We start from the raw sequence: 21,257 nt of genomic DNA on the forward strand, positions 1-21,257 counted from the left end.
TGCCGTCCTCCTAAGTCTCGTATCGCGCCCCGGCGGCAAAGCCGAAGCGCACGTAGTCGTCGATGCTGCGTGCAAAATTGTTGCGCCGCGCGGCGGTGCGCAGGCGATTGCCAACCCCCATCTCTTGCCCGTCCTGGGCGCCAGTTAGGATCTCGGCCGGTGTATCCGGCATCATCTGAAACAAGCCGGGATGGGGTAGCCTGAGCGAGGCAAAGTGCGGGCGCATGATCAGCGGGTTGTCCGTGTCGCGGGGCACGCAGGCAAAACGGCGCGGCACAATGGACCCGGGCGGGATGTAGGAATACCGCACACAGCCTTGCTGAAGCCGGGCCACCTTGATCGGGGGCTGGCTTGGCCCGGCAGCTTCTGCAAGGATCACGCTGTCTTCGATCCCGGCAAACTCTTGCCCGTCCAGAGCCACTTTCAGCGGTCCACGGTCCATCGGCGCGCCGCCAGCCAGCGCGGTGCAGATCACCCGTCCCAGAACCGAGCAGCGCCGCAGGCTGATCGTGTCGCCCGTGTGGTTCGACGTTTGCGGTTTGATCGCGGGCACAGTGGCGCTTCTGGCCATGATGATGCTGTCTTCGGCATCAAAAACCGCGTCATTGCGGGTGTAGATCCCTTCGCTGATGCACCGCCGCATCCGCCAGGTCTGCCGGTCCGCCATCCAGATTGCGGTGTTTGACCCAATGCCGATCCCATCTTCTGTAAACCGCTGCTTGGTAGAAAAGGTGCAGTCTTCGGCCAGCACAACCGGCGGCACCTTGAGCCCTGCCCCGGGCGCGGCCTCGACCCGCAGAAGATGCGTGCGCAAGAACCGCACTCCGGAGAGCAGGAACGCCTGGGAATGAGTGCGAATGCGCAACCGCCATCCCCGGCAGTCGATCTCCGGGCACGCGCCTTCGGTTGCAACGATGCCGTCGATCCCAGGTTTCAGGGTCAAAGTGATGGTTTTGCCGGCGGCATCAAGCTGAATACCATCAATCCCGGGAAATGACGCAGGGGACATGGTGCTCGCATTGATGCGGCGCGTCGCGGTCAGTCGCAGCGCCGTATCAGCTTCTGCCGGGACTTCCTCTGCCGGGCGCTCGTGCCCGCCCACCGTATGGGCACGGCCATAGTACCAGCGCACAAACGTGCTGCCCGCGCCGCTGAACGTGCCGTTCAACGGCAAAACAAAACGGCCCAGTTCCGGATCGACGAGGATCTTGGTTGCGTGCCGCCCGTGTTGCCAAACCTCTGTCGCGCCTTCGCCGCTCACGGTCGACAGATCTGCGGCGATAATGTCCGCCGGGCTCGCCACAACGAAACCCTGACCATCCTCCGCAATAATGTCGAAACTCTGCCCGACATAGCGCGCCGGATCGTCTTCCAGCATCCAGCGGCTGATCCGCATCGGCAGATCACGCGCCTCCGGGCGGCTGTCGAAATCGAGATCCGTCGGGCTGGGACGCTGGAACAGCGGCTGATCCGCGCCAAGACTGCCAAACCGGAACTTGCCGCCACTTGCGAGGCTTCCAAAGCCGTCGATCCCCGGCGAGATACCGGATGCCGTCCCATGCGGGCGGACCTCCTTGCGGTAAATGTGCAAACCGATGTTCGGCAGGTTCCAAAGCCCGTGACCGGTTTCGACCCGGCCCATTTCTGCAGAACGCGGCGTATCGTCGAAGGCTGTGCCAATCCGGTCCATCGCCACAGGATCCCGCAGGTTCGCCGTCCCGCCGGGCAATACCCGAACCCGCCGGAGACTTTCGGTCGTGGCCAGGCGCTGCCAGTATTCCACGCCAATCACGGGCCAGCCCACCGCAGCCCGCACGGAATACTCCAGCGCCGCCATCGTTCCCTTGCGCTGGCGCAACGCGAGGGTAGAGGCGACTTGCTGACGGCTTGATTGGACGCGCCCTATGTCCTCCATCTCCCGCGCACCGATCAAATCCCCGATGTACGAGAGCGCCCACGGCGCGCAGGTCTCTATGAAATGATCGTCATAGAGCTGGGCAATGTCTTCGGCGACGATCTGCCCTTCGCGCACCAATACGGAGAAAAGTGAACGCAGCGGGCCATAGTCCGCCACGTCATCGAGCGTCCCGCCATGTTCGCGCAGCGCGTTCTGTCCTTCGGCAACGTCCCGCAACCGGTACAGGGCCGGGAGCAGCTCGAAAATCTCGTCAAGCCGCGCGGACATCTCAGAACACCCCCAAGGTCACGGGCTCGTCTGACAAAAGCAGCAGCTCTGCCCCTTGCAACATCCCCTGCCCGCCCTGTCGCGGCACTTCGGCCAGCAGAACGCTGTTTGGATCAACGGCATCGCCCAGCCGGTGCAAAGCATCGAGATCCACCGCGATAACACCGGGGACACTTTGCATCAGGGTAATCACTTCGGACGCGCGTACTGGTTGACCAATCCTCCTGTTTTCAAAGGCGAAATGCGCACGGAGCGCGGCGCGCACCGCATCCCGAACCGGCTCGCTGCCCGGCTCGGCGGCGGCGGTGTAGTCCGGATCAATCCTAAGCCGGGCAGACAGGGTAAATCGCACGATCCGCGCGTTGCCCACCACCACCTGCGTGCCTTCCGGAGCAACCCCGGACATGGCGCTGACCAGGTTTGGAACAACCCCGGTATCAAGCGCCAAAGGCGTCTGCGTGTCGCCAGTGACCGTGACAAAGGCCCCCTTGCTGCCAGCAAGCCAACTCCAGTTCGCCAGCGCCTTGGAAATCCCGGGAAACCCACGCGCGAAGTCACTGAAATCGCGCAACGACACGATCCGATCCAGTGTCAGCATGGCCATCGGCGCATTGCGGCGCGCGTCTTCCATCGCCTCACCATCGCTGCCGCCTTGAGCAGGAAGCGGGTTTGTGACGGATTTCAGGGCACGCGGTTTACTGTCGATGATGCTTAGCTGGCCGGCGCGCAATTGCCCGGCGAGCCCCGCCCCTTTGCGGTAGCGCGCGGTGATATTGTTCTCGCCGGTTGGGAGGCGCGCACCGATCTCGCCATTGCCAAACGTGATGCGGCTTTTTCCATCGCTGAGCGTTGTGATCACGTAGACCCGCGCGCCCGGTTCCGTTTCATCAAAGGCACGCACCGGATGCCAGAGCACCCCGTTTACAAACACCTCAAGCTGCGGCGCGCTGCCAGATGGCGTGTCCGCCGACAGATAGGTCAACGGAGACTGCTTCAGGGTGAAACTCTGGAACACACGCCGCGCATCACCGGAGCCGAGCGTTTCCTCAACCGTTTCACCATGCGTGGCACGCGCAACATTGGCGTTGATGGAAACCGTCTCCCGCGTATAGGCCTGCTGCAAACCCGGGCTCAGAACCAGACGCGTTACCGTGCCACTAATCTCGACATCGTCAATTTTCTGGCGCTCGGATTGCACCACCCCCGGCAGATCCACGCGCTCACCACTGACAAAGACCATTTGCCCCGATGCGAGATCGAGATCCGGTTTGGCCAGTGTCAGACTGGTCCCGCGCACCGCGTCAGACAGGGGCAATTCAGGCAGGTCCAGCGCTTCTGCCCCGGTGAACAGCGCAACGGAGCGCACCGTCAAATCACTGATATCAAGGGCACCTTCGGCGGTGCGCCAGTCCTTGGGGACGATCAACCGCGTCACCTCGGCACTGTTGCCGAACCCCTCGACGGACAGCGTTTCCGCGCTCTCGATCTTGGCCCAGCATTCCTGCATCTCGCCGCCCGAACGCGCCCGCAAGATCGCAACCATCCCGGCCGCCAATCCGTCATAGGCGCGATCAAGATAGAGTGCGATCTGGCCGGTCGGCAGCGTCAGCCCCTGTTCAAGCGACACCTCCGACAGCTTGCCCGGGACCGGCGTCACCGCCATGTCGCCCCGCTGCGTGACCGCGTTATGCCCGAAAAGCCGACAGGCTTCGGTCAATCGATGCGGCGTTGCGCCCGCAGACAGGTACGGCAGGCTGCGCAGGCTCAAGTCCAACAGCCCCGAAGCCAGCCCGACATGCCCGGCCCCGTCGAGGACCTTGGCCCGCGGCCATAGATACGCCCCGAGCGCAGAGGTCATCGCCGTGACACTGCTGTGGCGCAGACTGGCCTGCGGATCAGAGGGCGGGCTGGCCACGCTGGCTTCGGTTGGAAGCGCCTGCACCGGGGTGTCAGGATCAAAGGCAACGAAGTCCAGATCCTCAACCGGCGACACCGCGCTCGCCCGCCGCATCAGCCGTTTTTTCACCGGGTCAGCCAGCGGCGCACCCGCGCTGTCGAGCAGCAAAATGCGCGTGCCGGTTCCGATCCGCGCCTCCGCCGCCCTGACAAAAAAGCCGGTGGCACTCTGTGTCAGCTTTTGCGGCCAGACCCGCAGCGGCGGAATGGCGTTCCAATCCGGTTTGACCCTGAGCGGCTCGACTGTTTCGAAATGCTGAGGGCGTTCATCATCAAGCGGGATCGATTTGATCCCAAGCCCCGGCGCCACCTCGGTTATCTGCTCGCCTTCGGTTTCATCAGCGGCATCCGGATCGGCCTCAAAGGCCAGATACACCTCAGCGGCGGTGGGCGGGGCAAGCTGGTAATCCACCATGCCTGCCAGCGCCTCGACCGAAAAAATCTCCGTCGCGGTGCGTAGGTAAGCCTCCTGGCTCAGCCGCTCGCTGTAGAAACTCAAGGTATCGCAAGTCGCCGCCCAGGCGTCGATCAGTGCCCGCGTCCAATCCTCGTCGGTCTGTCCCGTATAGCTGAGCAGACCGGGTCTGTGGCGCGAGCGTAAACCGCGCAGCATGGCTTCGCGGAACTCCGCGTGCCGCCCGATGCGGCGGCTGATTTGCGGCAGTCCGGGACGGTTCTCCAATTGGCGCGGGGTGGGTTTTTCGATCATGCCGCGCTCCATTCCCGGATGCGCAACACGCCGCGTTCGGGGTAACTGGGATCGTTCATCAGGATCGGAATTTCGTCGGGCTCCACCTCGATCACCCCCGCCTCCAATGTGGCGCGCCCTTCGCCGCGCCAGCGCCGGAACGCGGTCATTTCGACATCGCTCACCCCGGGCACGGCGCGGATTTCGGCAATGAGCGGGCTCAGGTACACCGGCGCGCCAAAACTCATCCTGTCGGGGTGAAAGAACCCCTGTCGCCCGTCGGCACGCAGCCCGGCACCCAGCCGATCCAGAACCGCCGCGCGCACATCGCTGACGCGGAAGTCTTTGCAAACACAAAGGGATATTTCGATCTCAAGCGGCGCAAACCGGGGCCGTTCCACCACGAAATCCTGTCCCATGAGCCGAAACCGTTCGAGCCATTTCGTGACATCTTCGAGCAGCGCATCCGAAACCTCGACGCCGCCAACCGGATCAATGGCAACATGAAAAACGTCCCACGATCCATGAAAGGTTGAGCGCACATGCGCACGAGACACTTGCGGATGTTCCTCGGCCAGCCGCACCCAATCCTGCCGGATCACTGCGCGGCGGTTGTCATCGAGTTGCGCCAAAGCGCCCGCCCGGATTTCCGGAACTGTCTCCCGGTCCCGGCCGCCAGTCCCGCCAATTGGATTGCGTGCGGCGCTTGGTCCGGGCGCGCCGGACAGGATCACATGGGCAATCGCGTCCGCACCAATGTTGCCCGGACGGCCAACACCGATCCGGTAGTGCGCCGTCAACCGGCGCAAGGGATCCGCAAGAGGCCGCATTCCGCCCTTGTCTTTGCCACCAAAGCGCAGGGTCGTGGTGCCGTCCTGTTCCGTTTCAGGAACAAAGACCCGGTCATTTTCACCAGCGAAGAGCAAGGTGTTGAGTGCATCCCAGCGTTTCTGATCCTGACCCGTCCGCCCTTCGAGCAGCCAGATCGCCTTGCGCGCGCCGCGTGTCCCCTTGGCCGAGAGCACTTCGCTGGCCGCCATGCCAAGGCCGGTGTCTTGCCGCAGCTCTGCGCCCACCGAGATATCGCGATGCCGCAACACCGGCGCGTAGCGGCGGGAGCGGTCCAGATCTGAAAGCGCGGTGATGCTGTCAGCCGCTTCCGGATCATCGTTCGGGTCGGGGTCCGGCAGAGGCAAATCCTCGCCGTCCGGCACGCTCAACCCGTGATCCACCGGAACAAGGTTACCAAAGCACAGAGCCATGACCGCGGGCCCGGCGTCGAGCCCGGCCAGATTGTCGACCGTGCCCACAGGCAGATCAAACCGCAGCGCATCATCCGAATGCCAGCGCAGACGGTAGAGCGGCTGCACCGGATTGGCGACGGAATCCACCTCCGGGATCGGGTCTTCGGCCAGGCATACGATCTGCCGCATGGACCGGTCGGCATCCGCCACCCGCCGTGTCACCGGATCACGCTGCAACTCCAGCGACAGGAAATCCCCGGCCTTCAGAGGTTGCCCATGCGCCGGGCGATGGACCCAAGCCTCCGTCGCCCCCTTGGGCAACACCGCGCGCGGGTCACCCCAATCATGCAACACCATGCTGTTGAAACCGGGATCGAGCCGAAACGGCTGCTCGCTCCAGGTTGTGTGCGGATCCCCCGGGAAATCCGGATGCATGACCGGCAAGGGTTCAAAGAACTGCACACCTGCCGCCAGTGCAGCCCCGAAATTCACTTCGGACGCGGAAAGAGCCGATCCGCTCACCGCCTCATTGCGGGTCATGAACAGCAGTTGATCCCGCGTCCAGACCCCGCTTTCGGCGGTCTGCACCTGCACAAAGCTGCGTGCGGACAGGCCGTCATGCACCTCATAACCCAAAAGCTGCGCATGTCTTCGGACGGACGCCCGCCGCCGCGCGGTGCTCAGATACGCCTCGCTCGCCGCCGCATCCTGCGCATAGCTCAGATGATCGGCCCAGAGCGCGAGCACCTCCACCAAAGCCATGCCGGTGTCCGCCACATCGCCCATGGCAAAATCCGGTGCGCTGCGGGCGATCCGGTCAAGCATGGTCTGGCGAAAGCTGTCATAGTCCTTTGCCATATGATCCATGCCGTCTTCGGGCGGGGCCGAGATCACCTCAAGATCAGCGGTTTTGCAGTCGAAATCGGAGAAGCACTCATTGCGGAAGCCAAAGCGCATTTCGCGCAGGATCGGGTCCATCCCGGGATGATCCACTTGCATCGTATAGGCCGAGAAATCACCCAAAGACGCAACGGTCAGCGCGATTGTGTGCGGGTCCGTGATCGTGGTCGACAGGACTTTCACATCCCGGATGCTGTCCCCGCCGATGATGCTGAAACGGTTCTTGTTGAGCGCCGGGGCTGCGGGCACCCCGCCCGGCTGGCCCGGCATCGGGTGGACAAAGTGCACCGAAACCTTTCGCGAGCCCGCATCCACCTCTACCCGGTCAATGCCGTTGACCTTCGGCGCGACGCGCGCGCGCAGCGCTTCGCGCCGCTCTTCGAGGAAGCTTTCGGTGAGCTGCATCATGATGGCCGCCGCACGTCCTGGCGCAGGCGCTGACCGGTGGCCAGCACTTCGTATTCCAGCGCTACCACAAGAAACCCTTCATCATAGGTCACTGCCAGGTCGATCACCCGTGCAACCTCGGCCAGCCAACGCTGCATGGCGGCGCGCACCATGGCGTCCATCGCGCCAGTCAAGGCTTCCGATCCCGGCTCGAACACCAGATCGTTGAGCCCCGCACCAAAATCCGGCCGGTTCACCCGCTCGCCGGGTGCGGTGAGCAAGGTCTGCTCCACAAGATTGGCCACATGCCGGTGATAGCTGTCCACCTCCGCCGTGCGCCCCCGACTGTCAAAACGATATGGAAAGGCGAGCGTGGTCACTGCGCCGAGACCCGGCTCTGCACGCCCTGAATGCTGGCGCTGCCCTGCACCCCAAGAGGGCCGTTGGCGATGGCTTTGGCGGTATCCAGCAGCAGCGGCTTCTGGTCCGATTTGACGCGAACAGTGCCTTGCGAAAACTGCAGCGTCGCGCAAGGCACCGGGCTTGACCCGGATTGCAGCGGACAGCCGGAAACGCTCATCGTATTGGGCACGATCACGGCAAACTGGCCGTCGACCTTGACACGGGAAGAAACCTGCTGAATCGATGCCTGCCCCTGATGATCACAGGCGATCACAGCGGTTTTCTGTACGATATTCGCCATCACGTCACCTCCAGACCGCCATCGTTGATTTTGGTCGTCTTGCCGTTCAGTTCTACTGTCGCGCCCCCGGATGTCTTGATCGTCACAGCGCCGTCACTCAATTCGACGGTGTGTTTCTCCGTCGTGATGCTCACCGTGTTTTTGCTGTCCGCGTGAAACTTGATGGTTCCCGAGGGTGTCTTGATCAGCATCTCCTTGTTGTCCTTGGTCGGCGCGCCACCTTCGGCCCAGGCAAATCCGCTCCAGATCGGTTTCTTGAGATTCCCCCCTTCGAACTCGATCCAGACGTCCGTCTGGTCCGGCGGCATCATGAAGAGTCCCTGATCCTTGCCTGCATAAGGCACGCAAGGGTCTGCCCATGGCTCCTCTCCCATCAGCACATCGGCCGTAACCTGAATACGGCCAGAGAAGGTTGTGTCCTTGGTCGAGACCACCTTGGCCCGATATTTGCCGAAATAACCGGAGGTTGCGCTTGTTTCGATGCGTTGATCGTCTGGCATGGGTCAGGGCCTCACTGTCAGCGTTGTGGTGCCAAGCCCGTCGCGCACCAATGTAAAGGCCTGCACCCAGCGGCCTCTTGCGATGGTGTGCACAACGTCCCGCACGTAATAAAATCCGTCATGGGCCAGCCCCGCCCCGCGCAGACCCACCAGGTCCCGCGTCCGCAGCACATGGCCATACCGGCCAAGGTCCAGCTCGCCCTTGACCGTCACCGTGTCCGAGGTCTGCCCCGATTGCGCGGCGGCCTGGGCCAGGGCCTGCCCCGCGCTTTGACCAGGGGCGTTTTTCAGAAGCTTCTTGCCCACGGTCATCGGATTGAGCAGTGAAGGCGCGGCAGAGAGCGGCGGGCGCGTGGGAGCGCTGGATTGCACCGGCACAGCCTGCCCCGTTGTCTTGTCCGTGACCTGACCTGAAACCGTCGCCGCCGCCCCCGGCGCACTCTCGAAACTCAAGCCAGAGGCATTGCTTTCCGGCCCCATGTCCACGGTAATCGCCGCCTGCACGGTACCTACGCGCGGCGGCGGCCCCCAATAGGCGGTCGCGGTGAGCGGCACCGGCCCGGGCGTGATCACAAACACATGGTCAAACTCCTTGCCAAGCTCCGTCAGGAAGGCAAGGTCCGTCCCTTTCTGCATCGGCAGGGTCACCGCAGGGTTCTCCCGGTCTGCCCCGGCGGGCGGGCGGACGTCGGGGATGATCCCGTGCCCCGCGTACCGCGCAATCACTTCGAGCGCGATATCACCCGCTGCCATTCCGGGATACGAGGCCATGACCTCATCCTTGCCAAACAAGGCGGTCAGATCGCGGCCCATCAGTGTCAGCGTGCCGCCGCCACCACCCTCGCCCGGCTTGCTGTCCGCCTTCTCGATAATGCCATCCATGAGAACCGAGACCTTCGGCCCGAGCATCCCCGTGATCACGACGCGGCTGCCGGCCTGCATCGCCGGATGGGTCAGCATCGGCAGATCACCGGGGATCTTGCCGCGTCCGAGTTTGAAGACCAGCGAGAAACCCGAAGGCTCCTGATCGGAAATGGCAATCTCCGCGCTCTCAAGCGCCTCCATGACAAAGGGGGGCGGCGGGACCGGCACGCCCGCGCCCATCAACAAATTCAACCGAACCCCGCTCATCCCAAGCATGCCATCACTCCGGCATTGCCATGGGGATCCGCAGCCGCCTGCCCGTCTCTTCGGTCAGCTTGCCCGGCTCGGGTTCCAGTGTTGCGTCAACAATCCGCCAGTATTGCGTTGGATCGCCATAGGCCCGCGCGGCGATCTGATCGAGCCGGTCCTGAGGCTGCACCTCCTCGAACCCGGCAGTGGTCAGATCATCCGGATGTGGCAGGAAACGGCGGGCAACATAGGTCTGCTTCGTGCCGTCTTCGGCTACATGGGTTTTTACGGCAAGCTTGGCGTAGCGACTGTTTTCCTTGAACATTTCCCCTTACCCCGTACTAATTTTCTGAGAAAGAATGGCTTCCGGCACCGATTTGCGCGCCAGTTGCCCCATGGTCTCGCGCACGATCTGATGACCGAGGTACATGGCATAGCCCGGATGGGTGACCTGAAGGTCCGAGTAGGTCAGCACCATCATGTCGAGCGCGATCTTGGCCCGCACCGGGTTGAGGTCGATGTCAAACGCCTCTTCCGTCACCGACAGGCCGGAAATGCGCACCGGCAAAACCCGTTGCCCCCAGACCAGCACGGTGAACGGCGCGGTGGCGGGCAGGATTTCAATGGTGCCGGACGCCAAGGCAATCGTATTGGCAATCACCGTCGCACTCTTGGGCGCCAGAAGGTTCTCGAATGCCGCGATCTCGCCAAATATCCCGCGCCCGCCTACCGTCTCACCAGCCACCAAAGCGTCCGTGGCGTCGAGCATCACCTCCACTTTCCAGGTCTCCGGCGGCGCGCCGGTCAGGCGAAATGCGTCCGATCTGTCCCCGCCTTCGACCGCGCTTGCCTTGATATCGCGCGACACGGTCTCGGGGTTGTACTGGAAGGTGATCACTGAAGGGATATTCGCGGGCGGCTCGAACACCACGATCGCGGCCTTGGCCACCTTGGGCAATCCGGGTAGTCGGCTCATGATGCGGTCTCCTGTCAGAAAGCGCCGATGACGGCGGTGATGTCCTTGCGCAGCTTGTCTTCGGCGGCGTCGGATGTGGCGATGAGGTCGGTGAGCAGCCCGGCGAAAGGCTTGCTGGTCTCCCCCCCGGTGGAAAACTTGTATATCTCGAACGGTGTGCCGGAGCCGGTGTTCTGCACATCTGCAGCCTCGGACGCCTTGTTCAGAACCGAGGTGTTGAAATACTTCACCGTCTCCTTGGCGAAGGTCTGCATGGTCTTCTCCGTCACCGCGCCGCTGAACAGATCCAGCGCAATGCCAAAGACACCATCCTTGCTGGACGCATTGCCGTGCCAGGCCGAAGACGCCCGCTGCGATTCCTTGAACTTCGGCTCAGGCTTGATTGTCTTGCCGCCGGTCTTCTCGAAGCTGCCAAAGTAAATCCCGCCCGAATGGCCCTGAAAAACCCGGATATCCTTGTAGAATTTGTTCTGCGGATAGAGCGTGCTCCAAGCAGTCTTGTCCGGGACCGCGCCCGGATTGTCCTTGGTCCATTTGACATGGGCCTTTGAGACATAGGGCGCGAGTTGGGTCAGCTTGCCCGTATCCTTGATCCACTTCGGTGAGAAAACGATGAAGGAGGTATCCGTCCGGACCTTGTGCTGGAAATAGACCAGATCGGCAAAGCCCTGCGCCGCTGTCCCGAACTTGTGCGGGTCCGTGCCTAAAAGCCCGATCGTCGCGTTCATCGCCTTGACCGCCATCGAGGAGGGAATCCACTCGTGTTTGCCCTTGTCCGCGGCGCGAATGCGGTTGGCCATGTGGGTGATGTTGTCCTGAAACCGCGCGGTGTGCGCCTTGTCCATGAACTCCACCAGCTTCAGCGTCTTTTCCTTGGCGTTCGGCCCGACCTTCCCGTCCGGTGTCTGCACGCTGTAGTGCTTCATCGTCTTGGTCTTGTAGTCGCCCGTCTCAAAGATCCCGCCTACTTTGAACGGGCTGCCAGCCACCGCTTCCTTGAACTTGATGTCAGGCTGCGTGCCGCCGCCCGCGCTTTTGGTGGCAAGCGCCTTGAGCGCCTCTGTGAGTTTGGCTGTAAAGCCGCCATCATTGACGAAACCGCCGAAATCAAATGCACCCGGCGACAGCGCCGCCGTGACAAAGCGTTTCTCGTAGCCCGTGCCGGACAGAACCTTCAGCAGATAATGCGTGATGAAATCGCTCTTGGCGTCTTTGTCCGCAAAGAGCACCTGATAGGTCTTGTTGTTGAACTCCGCTTCCTTGCCTTGCATCAAAGCCTTGGCCTTGATGAACAGCGGTCCTTCAAAGCTGTCGTTGCCGCGCAAAAACCCGGATTTGTGCAACGGTTTGCCCATCACGTCAGGCCAGACCTGCGGGCTGGCCAGAATGGTGGCCCGCGCCTTTGACCAGTCCTTCGTCATGGTCTGCAGCTTCGCCAGAATTGGCTTGTCCTTTTGCAGGTTGGGAAACAGCTTGGTCTTCACCACGCCTTGCAAAACCGGATCCAGCTTGGCGATCTCAGCCGCGAAATCCGCAACCAGATTGCCACCATCCGCGATACCCAAGGCGTTCAGTACGATCTCTAGCGCGCTGATCGTCTGTACCGCCTCCTTGCTCACATCGGCGGTTTCCTTGGCCTTCGATTTGGCGGAGGCGGCCTGTGCCTGATCCCCTTCGCGGTCGAGATCGGCGACTTCCTTCTCCGCCGCCGTCAGATGCTTGGTGAGCGTTTGCGAGCGAACCCGGGCCGCTTCCTTCAGCGCTTCGCCCTTCAATCCCGGCTGCATCCGCGCAACGTAAGGCTCCACGTTCGCAGGAACCCGCAAGGACCGCAGCCATGTCACCACCGGCGTTGGCGCTGATCGCATCATCGGCACCACGCCCTTGCCTTGTGTCTCAAGGTAGAGCGTGTGCGTCTCGCCCGCGCCCTTGAATTTCTTCGGCGCCATCAACGCGCCGCCCTTGGCCTTGGTCTTGTCGTCCTTCTTGCCTTTGCCGCCGCCCTTCCCGGTGAATTTTGCCAGCACCTTGCGGATTAGCTTGACGATGGCGTCTTCAATGGTTTTTCGAACCTTTTCGATGATCTGCTTGACCCGCCCCGCCACATTCCCAAGCCCCAGCAGCCGCGCCAGCAGGTCAATCGCCGGGGCTAGAAGGTTGCCCAGCACCTTCTCAATCGCTTTGGACGCAGGCTCCGTCTTGCCATTGGCAATGTCGATCATGCCGTTCACAACCGTTGTGATGATGTCGACAAACCGCTTGAGGTTGTCCTTCATCCACATCACCAGATCCCAGATCATCAGAACCAGCTTGGCCAAAGCCCCCGCCGGGTTGATCAGACTGGCGACCCAGACGATCCCGGCCTTGACCACTTTCTCGACAATGAACGTGGTGATCTCCCCGGCGACCATCTGGAACAGCCCGCCAAGATCGCTCTTGATCTTTTCAAACAACGCGCCCCAGCCTTTGGTCAGCAGCTCCGTCGCATAGCCGAGGAAAAACTCGATCTTTGCCACCGCCGCTTCGCCGAGGATCCGCACGGCGATCTTGCGGATCATCTCCATGGTCAGCCCGAGGATCTGCCGCGCCAGATCCAAAACCCCCATCAGATCCCAGGTCTTGGGGATTTTCAGATCGCTGCCCAAAGCCCCGGTCAGCCAGCCGATGATGCCCTTGATCAGATGATCAAGGATGTTCTGACCAAAGAGCTTGAACCCACCAACCACTGCGCCAAAGAGGTTGCTGAGGAACCCCAAGGGATCGTCCACGATTTTGCCCAGCGCATCCACCGTTTTGCCGATGAACTGATAGAAAACCGCCTTGTCGATGCCGAGCATCTTGAGGATCGGTTCGATAACCAGCCGGGCGACCTCCCCCCAGTCCCCCTTGAGCGCCGCCGCTGCCACCGCCAGCACCGTGTTCAGCGCGCCTTCGACAAAGGACAGGATGGCCTCAAGCGCTTTCTTGTAGGTGTCGACAATGAAGTCCACCGCCGCCTTCAGCCCTTTCGCGGCTTTGTCGACAAGCGCTTTGGCCGCTTCGACCTTGTCGTCGATGAACTTGTTCAGCTTCGCCGCCGCTTCGGGAAACACCGCGCCCACCACATGGGTCACCAGCGTTTTCAGCACCGCCGCATAGGCTTCGATCATACCTTTGATCGCAGCAGCGGCCGCATCGATCACCGCATGGGCCAATTTTTTCACCCCGTCGAGGATCGCCCCGACCACGCTGCGGACCGCATCGAAAATCTTGCCGATGACCTTGCCGAGCGCCTTGAGCGCTTCAGCGACAAAATCGATGGCCTTCTCATACCACGCCTTGTTCGCGGCCTCTTTCTCGGCCTTGGCCTTCTCCGCCTCCGCGTCCTTTTCGGCAGACTGGACCTTGCTTTCGGCCTTGGTTTCCGCCTCTTTGAACTTGGCGTCGATATGCGCCTCATCCTTCTTCACCCGGTCCGAAATCTTGGCTTGCGCCTCCTTGTTCTTGGTCTGCGCCTCCTTCTCCATGTCCGAGGTCGCCTCGGCCTGCGTGTTCAGCGTCGCCTGTCGCTCGTCCTGTATCGACTGACGTGCCGCGCCCACGTCGCGCTTTTGATCGTCGTTGGCCTTGGCCTCGGCCTCGCTTAGATCCTTGCGCGCCTTGTCGGTCTCCGCAGTCCGGCGCGAATCCCGCTCCGTGACCATGGCGGTCATCTGGGTTTCGGTTTCTGCCAAAGACGCTTCCATCGCAGGGCCGTGATGCGCGTCAAAAAGCGCCTGCGTCTCGGAATCGAGGTCCTTGTTCAGAAACTCCTGCGCCCCCTCAACAGGTGGCTGTGTGTCGAGCGCGGTTTTGCTGGCGTCGATCTCAACCTTCGCCGCTTCCGTCGCCTCCTGCATCCGAACCTGTTCCGGTCCTTTGCCCTGAATGACCGCTTGCGCGGCCTCGCGCTCCTTGGCTTTTGCTTCGCCTTTGGCTTTCTCCTGCGCCTCTGTCGCGCGTTTTGGATCGGACTCGCCTTTAAGCGGCACCTTGGGCGATGGCCCCGGAGAGGTCTCCACGCTTTCGTCTTTTGTTGACACACCGCTCAGCGTCTTGGCGAGTTGCTTGCCGTCCACCTTATCCGCAAACGGCGAACGCCAGTTGGTCAGATCGTCATTCCCTTCGAACCGCCCAAGCGCCTGCGTCGGCGCAATCTCCGGCTCTGGCGCAGGCAAAGGCGCGCCATCTTCCAGCTTAGGCTCTTCGGCACTGGGCGGCTTGATCGGCTCCGGCGCGGGCGGGGCATCCTTGTCGCCTTTCAATTCAGCTGTGAACTCCGGCTGATCCTTGGCAAACCCGTCCGCCTCCTTGCCCGCCAGCGCGGCCATATCCTGATCCAGGGTCGCGGATTTTTTCGCCTTCAGCGACGGCGGCGCCAGTTTGAATGCAGCCATATACGCCTCGGGCGTCGCCGCCGCCGCAAGGGCCGCCGTGCTTTGCTCAAGCGCCTTTTTCGCCGCCTCCGCCTCTGCGGGAAGTGGCGGCAAGGCGCTCTCGATCTTCGGTGCGGGCTCACCATCCTTCGCCTGATCGCCCGTCTGATCACCCGCCTGATCCTGAGCCTGCACCGGCTCTTTTGCCTGTCCATCCGCTGGCTTTTTTGGCTCTGCCGATCGATCACCAGAGCCCGCTTTCTGCGCCTGCTGCTCGGCCCGAAAGTCCCGCGCATCCGGGTCCGCGTCTGAAACCCTGTCCAAAGACGTATCGCGCAGCGCCACCACCTCGGCTGAAAGCCGTTCCGCCACGTCCCCCGGCGCGTCCACACGCGCCTCGGCCTCCGCCTCTGTCGCGGCTTCGCCAGAGTCCCAGCCGCCAAACCCCTGAACAACCTGCAACAAATGCGCCGTTTCATGCGCAAGCGTCTCGAAACTCACATCCTCGGACGGCAGCGCCATACGCTCACCAATCACCGCCGCCTCCGCCCCCATCCAGTGCAACAAAGCGGCAATTTCTGCCGACCAGACCGCGCTGAACTCCGCCAGAGACCGATCAAAATGCGCTTCCAATCGGGCCTGTTTCGGCAAGTCATGTGGAGCCGCGCGATCCATCGCCCGCGCTAACGCTTCTGAATGATCGAAGACCGGCAATGCCCCGTCGAACCCCTGCCGCTCCTGCACAGCTTTGGGGAAATCCAGAACCTGCGCGCTTTTCTTTTGCGGCTGCTTTGGTTTTGCACGCGGCTTGGCGCGGGTTTTTGCCGGTGTCTTTGTCTGTACTGCGGCGCGGCTCATCGGAAAACCTCGCGCAGCAAAGCTTTGGCAAGCGACTGCCCCAACCGCTCCGGCGTGCGGTAATCCAACCCGTCCAGAACCAGAAGCCCGAGGCTGCGATCCGCCAGGTCGCGCGCGTCCATCTCAGCAAGCCCCGCGTTCAAGGCGCTCTCGAACGCGGCCCCCGCTGCATTGGCGAATCCCGGCTCGAAGCCTTCAAACCGAAGACCCGCAATGCTCAGATCGACGCTCATAGCAGCCACCGAGCCAGTTCGCGCTCCGGGCTTGGCTTTTCCAACTTGGCAAACTCAAGCCGCGCCGCCTGCGCGAGGTGCCGCATCTCGAGCCGCCCGCCCTCACCCGCCGCCATATAGGCACCGTTCAAAGCCACCGAACGAATGCTGCCACCCGAAAGCGACAAGGCCGAAAGCGCTTCGAAATCCAGCGCCCCTTTGGGAAGCGCAGGCGGCAATACCCTCTGCCAGATCAGCGCCCGATGCGCACGATCCGGGAAGGGGAAATCAATGGCAAAACGGAACCGCCGGAAGAACGCATCGTCGATCGCCGAGCGCAGGTTCGTGGTCAGAATGGCGATCCCCGGATAGCTCTCAAGGCATTGAAGCAAAAAACCAAGTTCGGCGTTTGAATGCTTGTCCAGCGTATCGCGCCCTTGGCTGGAGCGACGCCCGAACAACCCTTCGGCCTCGTCAAACAAAAGCGCCGCGCCGCTGGCCGCGCCCGCTTCAAACACGGTGCGAAAGTTCTTGGACGTCTCGCCGATATACTTCGACACCAGCGCCGCGACGTTCACCCGATAAAGACGCAGCGTGCCCGCGGTCTCGCCCTGAACACGCGAGATCAGCGCCTCCGCCGCGCTGGTCTTGCCGGTACCACTGTCGCCATAGAAAAGCGCCGCCATGCCAAGTCCGCGCGGGCTTTTCTCGGAAAAGCCCCACGTTTCATTGACCAGCGCGCGCCGCCGTAGAAAACCTGCCATCTGTTCAAGCGCCATCTGCTGCGGGCGTGGCAGCACCAGATCATTCCAATCGGTGGGCTGCGTCACCGGCTGTGCCAGACCGCCCATATCGCCAGCCGCCTCGGCCTGCGCCGCCTGCCACAGGTCCGGGGCCAGCCCGCATGCCAGCGCCGTTGCCGCCCGTCGAGCCTGCGCCGGGCTGAGCGCAAAGGCCTGCGCCACTTCGGCCGCCTCCAACGATACGAAGCCTTCCTCGCCCAGCAGATCGGCCCAAACCGCCCCGGCGTCCCGCCTGTCTTTTGGCGGCACAAGGCGCACCGCGTCGCCTTTGCTTTCGCTGATAACCACCGTCGCACACGGTAGCGTGGCGGCCACCCGCCAAACCGCGCTATCCCCCTGCAGGATGGGCAGAAAACCGGTCAGCAGGCAGTCCCGGCGCAAGGCGCGTATGGCCATGGCCTGCTCCCGCGGGTCCATCGGCATATCATCCAGGGCAATCACCCGAACCGGGATCGAGAGCGCCGCGCCGACCATCCCGCACGCGGCTTCGATCTGTTCCGCGTCTTCCGGCACAGCATGGAACCGCTGCGGGCGCGCTTCTCCCATCAGGCTCTGAACCGCCGACCCAAACCGTTCTACAAAGCCGCGATCCAGCGCGCCATCGTCCCCCGCCCGCGGCGCGCGCGAAGCATCCGCCCAGACCGGGTCAAACGCCACGCGCCCCTGCATTAGTTCGAGCGCCGGGCGGCACAGGCTTAATGGACGTTCAAACACCCGCCCTTCCGTCCCTGCCTCGACCAAACCCGAAGCCAGCAAGGGCGCACCCGGTGCCATTGCCTCTTCCGCCTGCGATCCAAGAATGTCGCAGAGCAGTGCCAGAGTGGCCCGCCCGCCGCTCGCCAGATCATGCTTTTGCAGGGCTGCGGAGCGCACAGGGGCCTGATCAGCCAGAGCGATCATCTCAAGACAGGCACAGGCGGTCTCGTCCAACCCAAAGAGTGCCGCGATCCGCGCAAGCGCAGGTGGCCCAGGCATCCGCTCGGCAATCACCGCGATCTGACGCTCGAAGCGGTGCCCATCGGTCTCCTCACCGGAAACAAGCAAGGCTGCGCGGTGCAACGAAAGGGCCGTGATCTCGGCGTTTCCGGTTTCCCAGTCGAGCGGTTGCACCTCTGCCATCAGGGTGCCTCGAAAGTCTTGACGGTCGGCGCTGTCTCTGCACCGTCGATCTCGAGTTGCCAGTCGTAGTCGCCTTTGATCAGGTCGGTCAGATCAAAGGTCAGCACCGTCCCTGCTCCAGCATTGCTGCGTTTGAAAGCGCGGCGCGGCAGAACTCCGGCGGGATCGCTCAAATGCAGCCGCGCCGATTGGTTCTCGGTGACGGCGTTGACAAGGGTCGCAGTCGCCGTGCCGTTGAAGACTGTTGTCTGAACACCGTCGATGTCGATTTGGGACTCGGCTCCGGCAAGCGCCAACCCCGCCGGTGTCAACGTCGGAGCGACCCGCAGCATCACCGCATTGGAGCATTCGAGCGCCATGTCCGGCGCGCCATTGCGCGCCCTGCGATGTTCGACCACAACCATCTGAACCCCGGGGGGCAGGTCTGCGGGCAAGGCCACGATGGCCTGCTGTGCGCCGCCCGACGGCACCACTTCTTTCTCACCAACCCGCACCACCGCCTTGTCTGAAATCAGCCCTGAACCAAGCAGCGCCACGCTCGATCCTGCCACCACCGGCACCCCCGGCCTCAGGGCGTTGCCAACCCATGGCACGATGCGCGACACAGTCGGGCGGCGCAGGGTCAGAACATCGACATTGGCCTCTCGTACAGGAGGTCCGGGCGTAAATGTCCGTTTTTTCTCAATAAGAAGCACCGATATTCGGTAGAACGCCGACATTCGCAACGGCACGTTGAACGCGGGCCAGATCCGGCCAAGATCCTCATCGCCCGCGGGCATGGGCGCAATCCGGATACGTTCGGTCTGATCCGCCAGATCTGACGCCGCCAACAATTGCAAAGCCTGCGGCAGGATCGCGGGGTTGAGCGGGTTTGGCGCGGCGTTCAACGCATCACGCAGGTTCTTGGGCGACAGGCCAGGGTGCTCATGCAAAACCTGCATGCCGTGGCCCAGAAGCAGTTCGGCGTTCATGTCCGCCGCCCCTGTCGCGGTCATGACGTAATACAGTTCCAAAGTAAGACGCGGGCTGTCCACGCGGTTGCCGCTGCCGTCAAATGCAGGCAGGCACTCGTTGCGAAAGGCACTGCTCTGGGTGATTTTCCACGGGTAGATGTTCAGACGGTTCTTCTCGTCATCGCCAATGATCAGGTCCGGCGGACGCGCTGTCACCTCGATCGGGCCGAGCGTTTCCAGCCCGCCGTTGACCACGCCGTCATCGAGCAAATCCTTAAGCGTGGCGGTGATCCCCGCGATGGCGAGCGCGTTGGTCATGTCACCGGCTCCAACCTAAGTAAGAGCGCAAGGACGATCCGCCTGCCGACTGTGCCGTGCTTTGCGGCGCGGAGGACGAAGATCCAGACTTCGGCGGCGCTTTGGCCGGAGGCTGCGCCGGTATGACGGGCGCTTTGACCACGATCTGGCCGATTTCTACCCGTACGGGCGGGCTTTTGGCTTGCACAGCCGCGGGCGCAGGCTCCGCACGAGATGTCAAAGGTTTTGGTCTCTGCCCCGATGGTTCTGTACGCACAGCATGGGCCGGTTTCAGAACTGCTGGCTTGGGAACTTCCTTGGCCTGCTGCTGTTCCTTGACGGCTTTTGCAGCCGTCTCCAATTGCGTGTGTGTCTCGATCCGCCGCACGTCTGTTTCCCGCGTCACCCGCTCGATCCTTTGCACAGCAGGCGGCTCTGGCTCCTGGCTTACGGTTTTGGTTTCAGGAATCGGCGACGCAGGCACAACCGGAGCCAGTTTTGGCGCGGCTTGAGGCAAGGATTCTTTTTCCTTGAGTGGGGGGTGGCGGGGTGTGACCGGGCGATCCGGCTCCGACTTAGGCGCGGGCTTGCGCAGATACCGCGCCACCTCAATCGGCTCGGCGCGTGGGAGTGGGTCGGGCATCAATGGGTCCTCGACCCTGTCCTCGCCCGGCAACGCCCAGTGGGCTGCCTCCACAGTTGGCCTGAGCAGCGCGGCTTCCCCGGACCCCGCCTTCACCGCAAGCCTGTCAAACAGCCCGCTCATGCCAGCATCTCCAGATAACGCGCCCGGCGCCTTGGCGACAGCGCAAGCGTTTGCTCTTCGGTCCAACCAAAGTTCTGCGCCAGCAGAGCCACGTCCGAAAACGCCCGCTGTGCTGCCGCTTCCACATCGGCCCAGACCATGCCCACCACGTCGAGCGCGCTTTCCGTCACCGAGCCGCATTCTGCGCAGGTCACGTCAAAGACCACGTCGATCGCCGGGTCCGCCGCATCAATTGCCGCCTCGGCCACGCGGGCAAACGCCGGATCATCCCATGGAGCCTTTGTGTTCAACACGCTCGGCGAAAACCCCTGCCGGCCCAGATCCCCCTGACGCGGCAAGCGCAAGGCCCAGTCCTTGCCATCGAACAACACCGAGACGTCCTCGGACACCTTCTGAGGCAGCTCAAAGCCATCGCCCAAATGCAGCGCCGCCCATTCACCGCAGCCCGAGCACTGAACCTTGGCCATCATCTGCGTGCCACGCCCGAACTGAGTTCGTTTGAAGGCCCAGAGCAGCCGGTCCCGATCGCCAAGCTCCATGAACGAGACGTCCTCGCCCGGCCGCAAGGCCTCAAGCAATGCCGCCGCCTGCCGCGCTGGTCTCGCGCCATCGCCTGCGTCATAGACGGCGATCAGATCGGCCTCCTCCAGATGCATCACATCACGCCGCCGGATCGGCGAAACTCGGCTCTGTCGGGGCCTTCACATCGTAATCGCGGATGAAGCCCTCATGTTCGAGCTTGATCATCTCGACCGCCACTGCCGCCGCGCTGGCGTCCAATTCCGGGGTCTGCTGAAACTCCGAAACCCAGGCGTTGAAGATGTTGTAGCGCAGCACCAACTGCCCGGCTTCATTGAACATTTCGAGCTGAATGTCCTTGCGGAAATCGGCCAGGGACGCCTCCGCCTCCGGCTGGTTGCGCAGGTTCCAAGCCTTGTTCGCCCATTGCTCGAACTCGATCGAATGGGTGATCCCGCGCTCCAGCGTGATACCTTCGTATTTCACGATTCCCGGCGTCTTGTAGGGCGTCGAAGGGTCTCCGCCAGAGCGGAACTCCACTACCTCTTGCGTGCGCTTGAGCGGTGAAACCTTTGAAATCCCCGCCACCGGCTTGCCGTCCCAGATCAGGCGGAACTTGTAGTTCAGGTACGGATCAAGCCGCTGTCCGTTTGCAGATACACGTGCCATGCTATTCTCCTGTAA

Annotated in this window: 16 protein-coding genes; all 16 read right to left on the minus strand. The window is 62.6% G+C overall.

The features are described 5' to 3' along the window. Positions 1 to 10: 10 nt before the first annotated feature. The 16 genes from E4662_RS06595 to E4662_RS06670 are packed head-to-tail and all read right to left on the minus strand — an operon-like array spanning position 11 to position 21,242. Positions 11 to 2,185 (minus strand): hypothetical protein, encoded by a 2,175-nt coding sequence (locus E4662_RS06595; protein ID WP_136440748.1) that lies wholly within the window; start codon positions 2,183 to 2,185, stop codon positions 11 to 13. 1 nt (position 2,186) lies between these two features. Beyond that, positions 2,187 to 4,850 (minus strand): putative baseplate assembly protein, encoded by a 2,664-nt coding sequence (locus E4662_RS06600; RefSeq protein WP_168797913.1) that lies wholly within the window; start codon positions 4,848 to 4,850, stop codon positions 2,187 to 2,189. Then, positions 4,847 to 7,381, minus strand: coding sequence for a baseplate J/gp47 family protein (locus E4662_RS06605; protein ID WP_136440750.1), 2,535 nt, complete (start codon positions 7,379 to 7,381; stop codon positions 4,847 to 4,849). The genes E4662_RS06600 and E4662_RS06605 overlap by 4 nt, the downstream gene beginning before the upstream one ends. Then, positions 7,378 to 7,740 (minus strand): GPW/gp25 family protein, encoded by a 363-nt coding sequence (locus E4662_RS06610; protein WP_136440751.1) that lies wholly within the window; start codon positions 7,738 to 7,740, stop codon positions 7,378 to 7,380. Before E4662_RS06610 ends, E4662_RS06605 begins: the two co-directional genes overlap by 4 nt. Further along, entirely contained in the window at positions 7,737 to 8,063 is a 327-nt protein-coding gene (locus E4662_RS06615; protein ID WP_136440752.1) for a hypothetical protein, read from the minus strand. Before E4662_RS06615 ends, E4662_RS06610 begins: the two co-directional genes overlap by 4 nt. Further along, positions 8,063 to 8,563, minus strand: coding sequence for a phage baseplate assembly protein V (locus E4662_RS06620; RefSeq protein ID WP_136440753.1), 501 nt, complete (start codon positions 8,561 to 8,563; stop codon positions 8,063 to 8,065). Before E4662_RS06620 ends, E4662_RS06615 begins: the two co-directional genes overlap by 1 nt. Before the next feature lie 3 nt (positions 8,564 to 8,566). Further along, entirely contained in the window at positions 8,567 to 9,703 is a 1,137-nt protein-coding gene (locus E4662_RS06625) for a hypothetical protein (protein WP_136440754.1), read from the minus strand. A gap of 4 nt (positions 9,704 to 9,707) precedes the next feature. Next, positions 9,708 to 10,001 (minus strand): LysM peptidoglycan-binding domain-containing protein, encoded by a 294-nt coding sequence (locus E4662_RS06630; protein WP_136440755.1) that lies wholly within the window; start codon positions 9,999 to 10,001, stop codon positions 9,708 to 9,710. A 6-nt stretch (positions 10,002 to 10,007) separates the two neighbouring features. Continuing rightward, entirely contained in the window at positions 10,008 to 10,652 is a 645-nt protein-coding gene (locus E4662_RS06635; RefSeq protein WP_136440756.1) for a CIS tube protein, read from the minus strand. A gap of 14 nt (positions 10,653 to 10,666) precedes the next feature. Then, the gene (locus E4662_RS06640; RefSeq protein ID WP_136440757.1) at positions 10,667 to 15,904 is read right to left on the minus strand and encodes a phage tail protein; all 5,238 of its coding nucleotides are present in this window, start codon (positions 15,902 to 15,904) and stop codon (positions 10,667 to 10,669) included. Next, positions 15,901 to 16,137 carry a hypothetical protein gene (locus E4662_RS06645; RefSeq protein WP_136440758.1) on the minus strand — a complete coding sequence of 79 codons (237 nt, stop codon included), beginning with the start codon at positions 16,135 to 16,137 and terminating at the stop codon, positions 15,901 to 15,903. Before E4662_RS06645 ends, E4662_RS06640 begins: the two co-directional genes overlap by 4 nt. Beyond that, positions 16,134 to 18,038, minus strand: a complete 1,905-nt coding sequence (locus E4662_RS06650; RefSeq protein WP_136440759.1) for an ATP-binding protein — start codon at positions 18,036 to 18,038, stop codon at positions 16,134 to 16,136. The genes E4662_RS06645 and E4662_RS06650 overlap by 4 nt, the downstream gene beginning before the upstream one ends. Next, complete coding sequence (locus E4662_RS06655) at positions 18,038 to 19,309, minus strand: Pvc16 family protein (RefSeq protein ID WP_136440760.1); 1,272 nt, start codon at positions 19,307 to 19,309, stop codon at positions 18,038 to 18,040. Before E4662_RS06655 ends, E4662_RS06650 begins: the two co-directional genes overlap by 1 nt. A gap of 1 nt (position 19,310) precedes the next feature. Then, positions 19,311 to 20,054: a hypothetical protein gene (locus tag E4662_RS06660; protein ID WP_136440761.1), complete on the minus strand. Its 744-nt coding sequence runs from the start codon at positions 20,052 to 20,054 to the stop codon at positions 19,311 to 19,313. Beyond that, positions 20,051 to 20,713, minus strand: coding sequence for a hypothetical protein (locus E4662_RS06665; RefSeq protein ID WP_136440762.1), 663 nt, complete (start codon positions 20,711 to 20,713; stop codon positions 20,051 to 20,053). Before E4662_RS06665 ends, E4662_RS06660 begins: the two co-directional genes overlap by 4 nt. Position 20,714: 1 nt before the next feature. After that, complete coding sequence (locus tag E4662_RS06670) at positions 20,715 to 21,242, minus strand: phage tail protein (RefSeq protein ID WP_136440763.1); 528 nt, start codon at positions 21,240 to 21,242, stop codon at positions 20,715 to 20,717. Between the last annotated feature and the right edge of the window lie 15 nt (positions 21,243 to 21,257).

This window comes from Pacificoceanicola onchidii (assembly GCF_004804335.1).
Lineage (GTDB): Bacteria > Pseudomonadota > Alphaproteobacteria > Rhodobacterales > Rhodobacteraceae > Pacificoceanicola > Pacificoceanicola onchidii.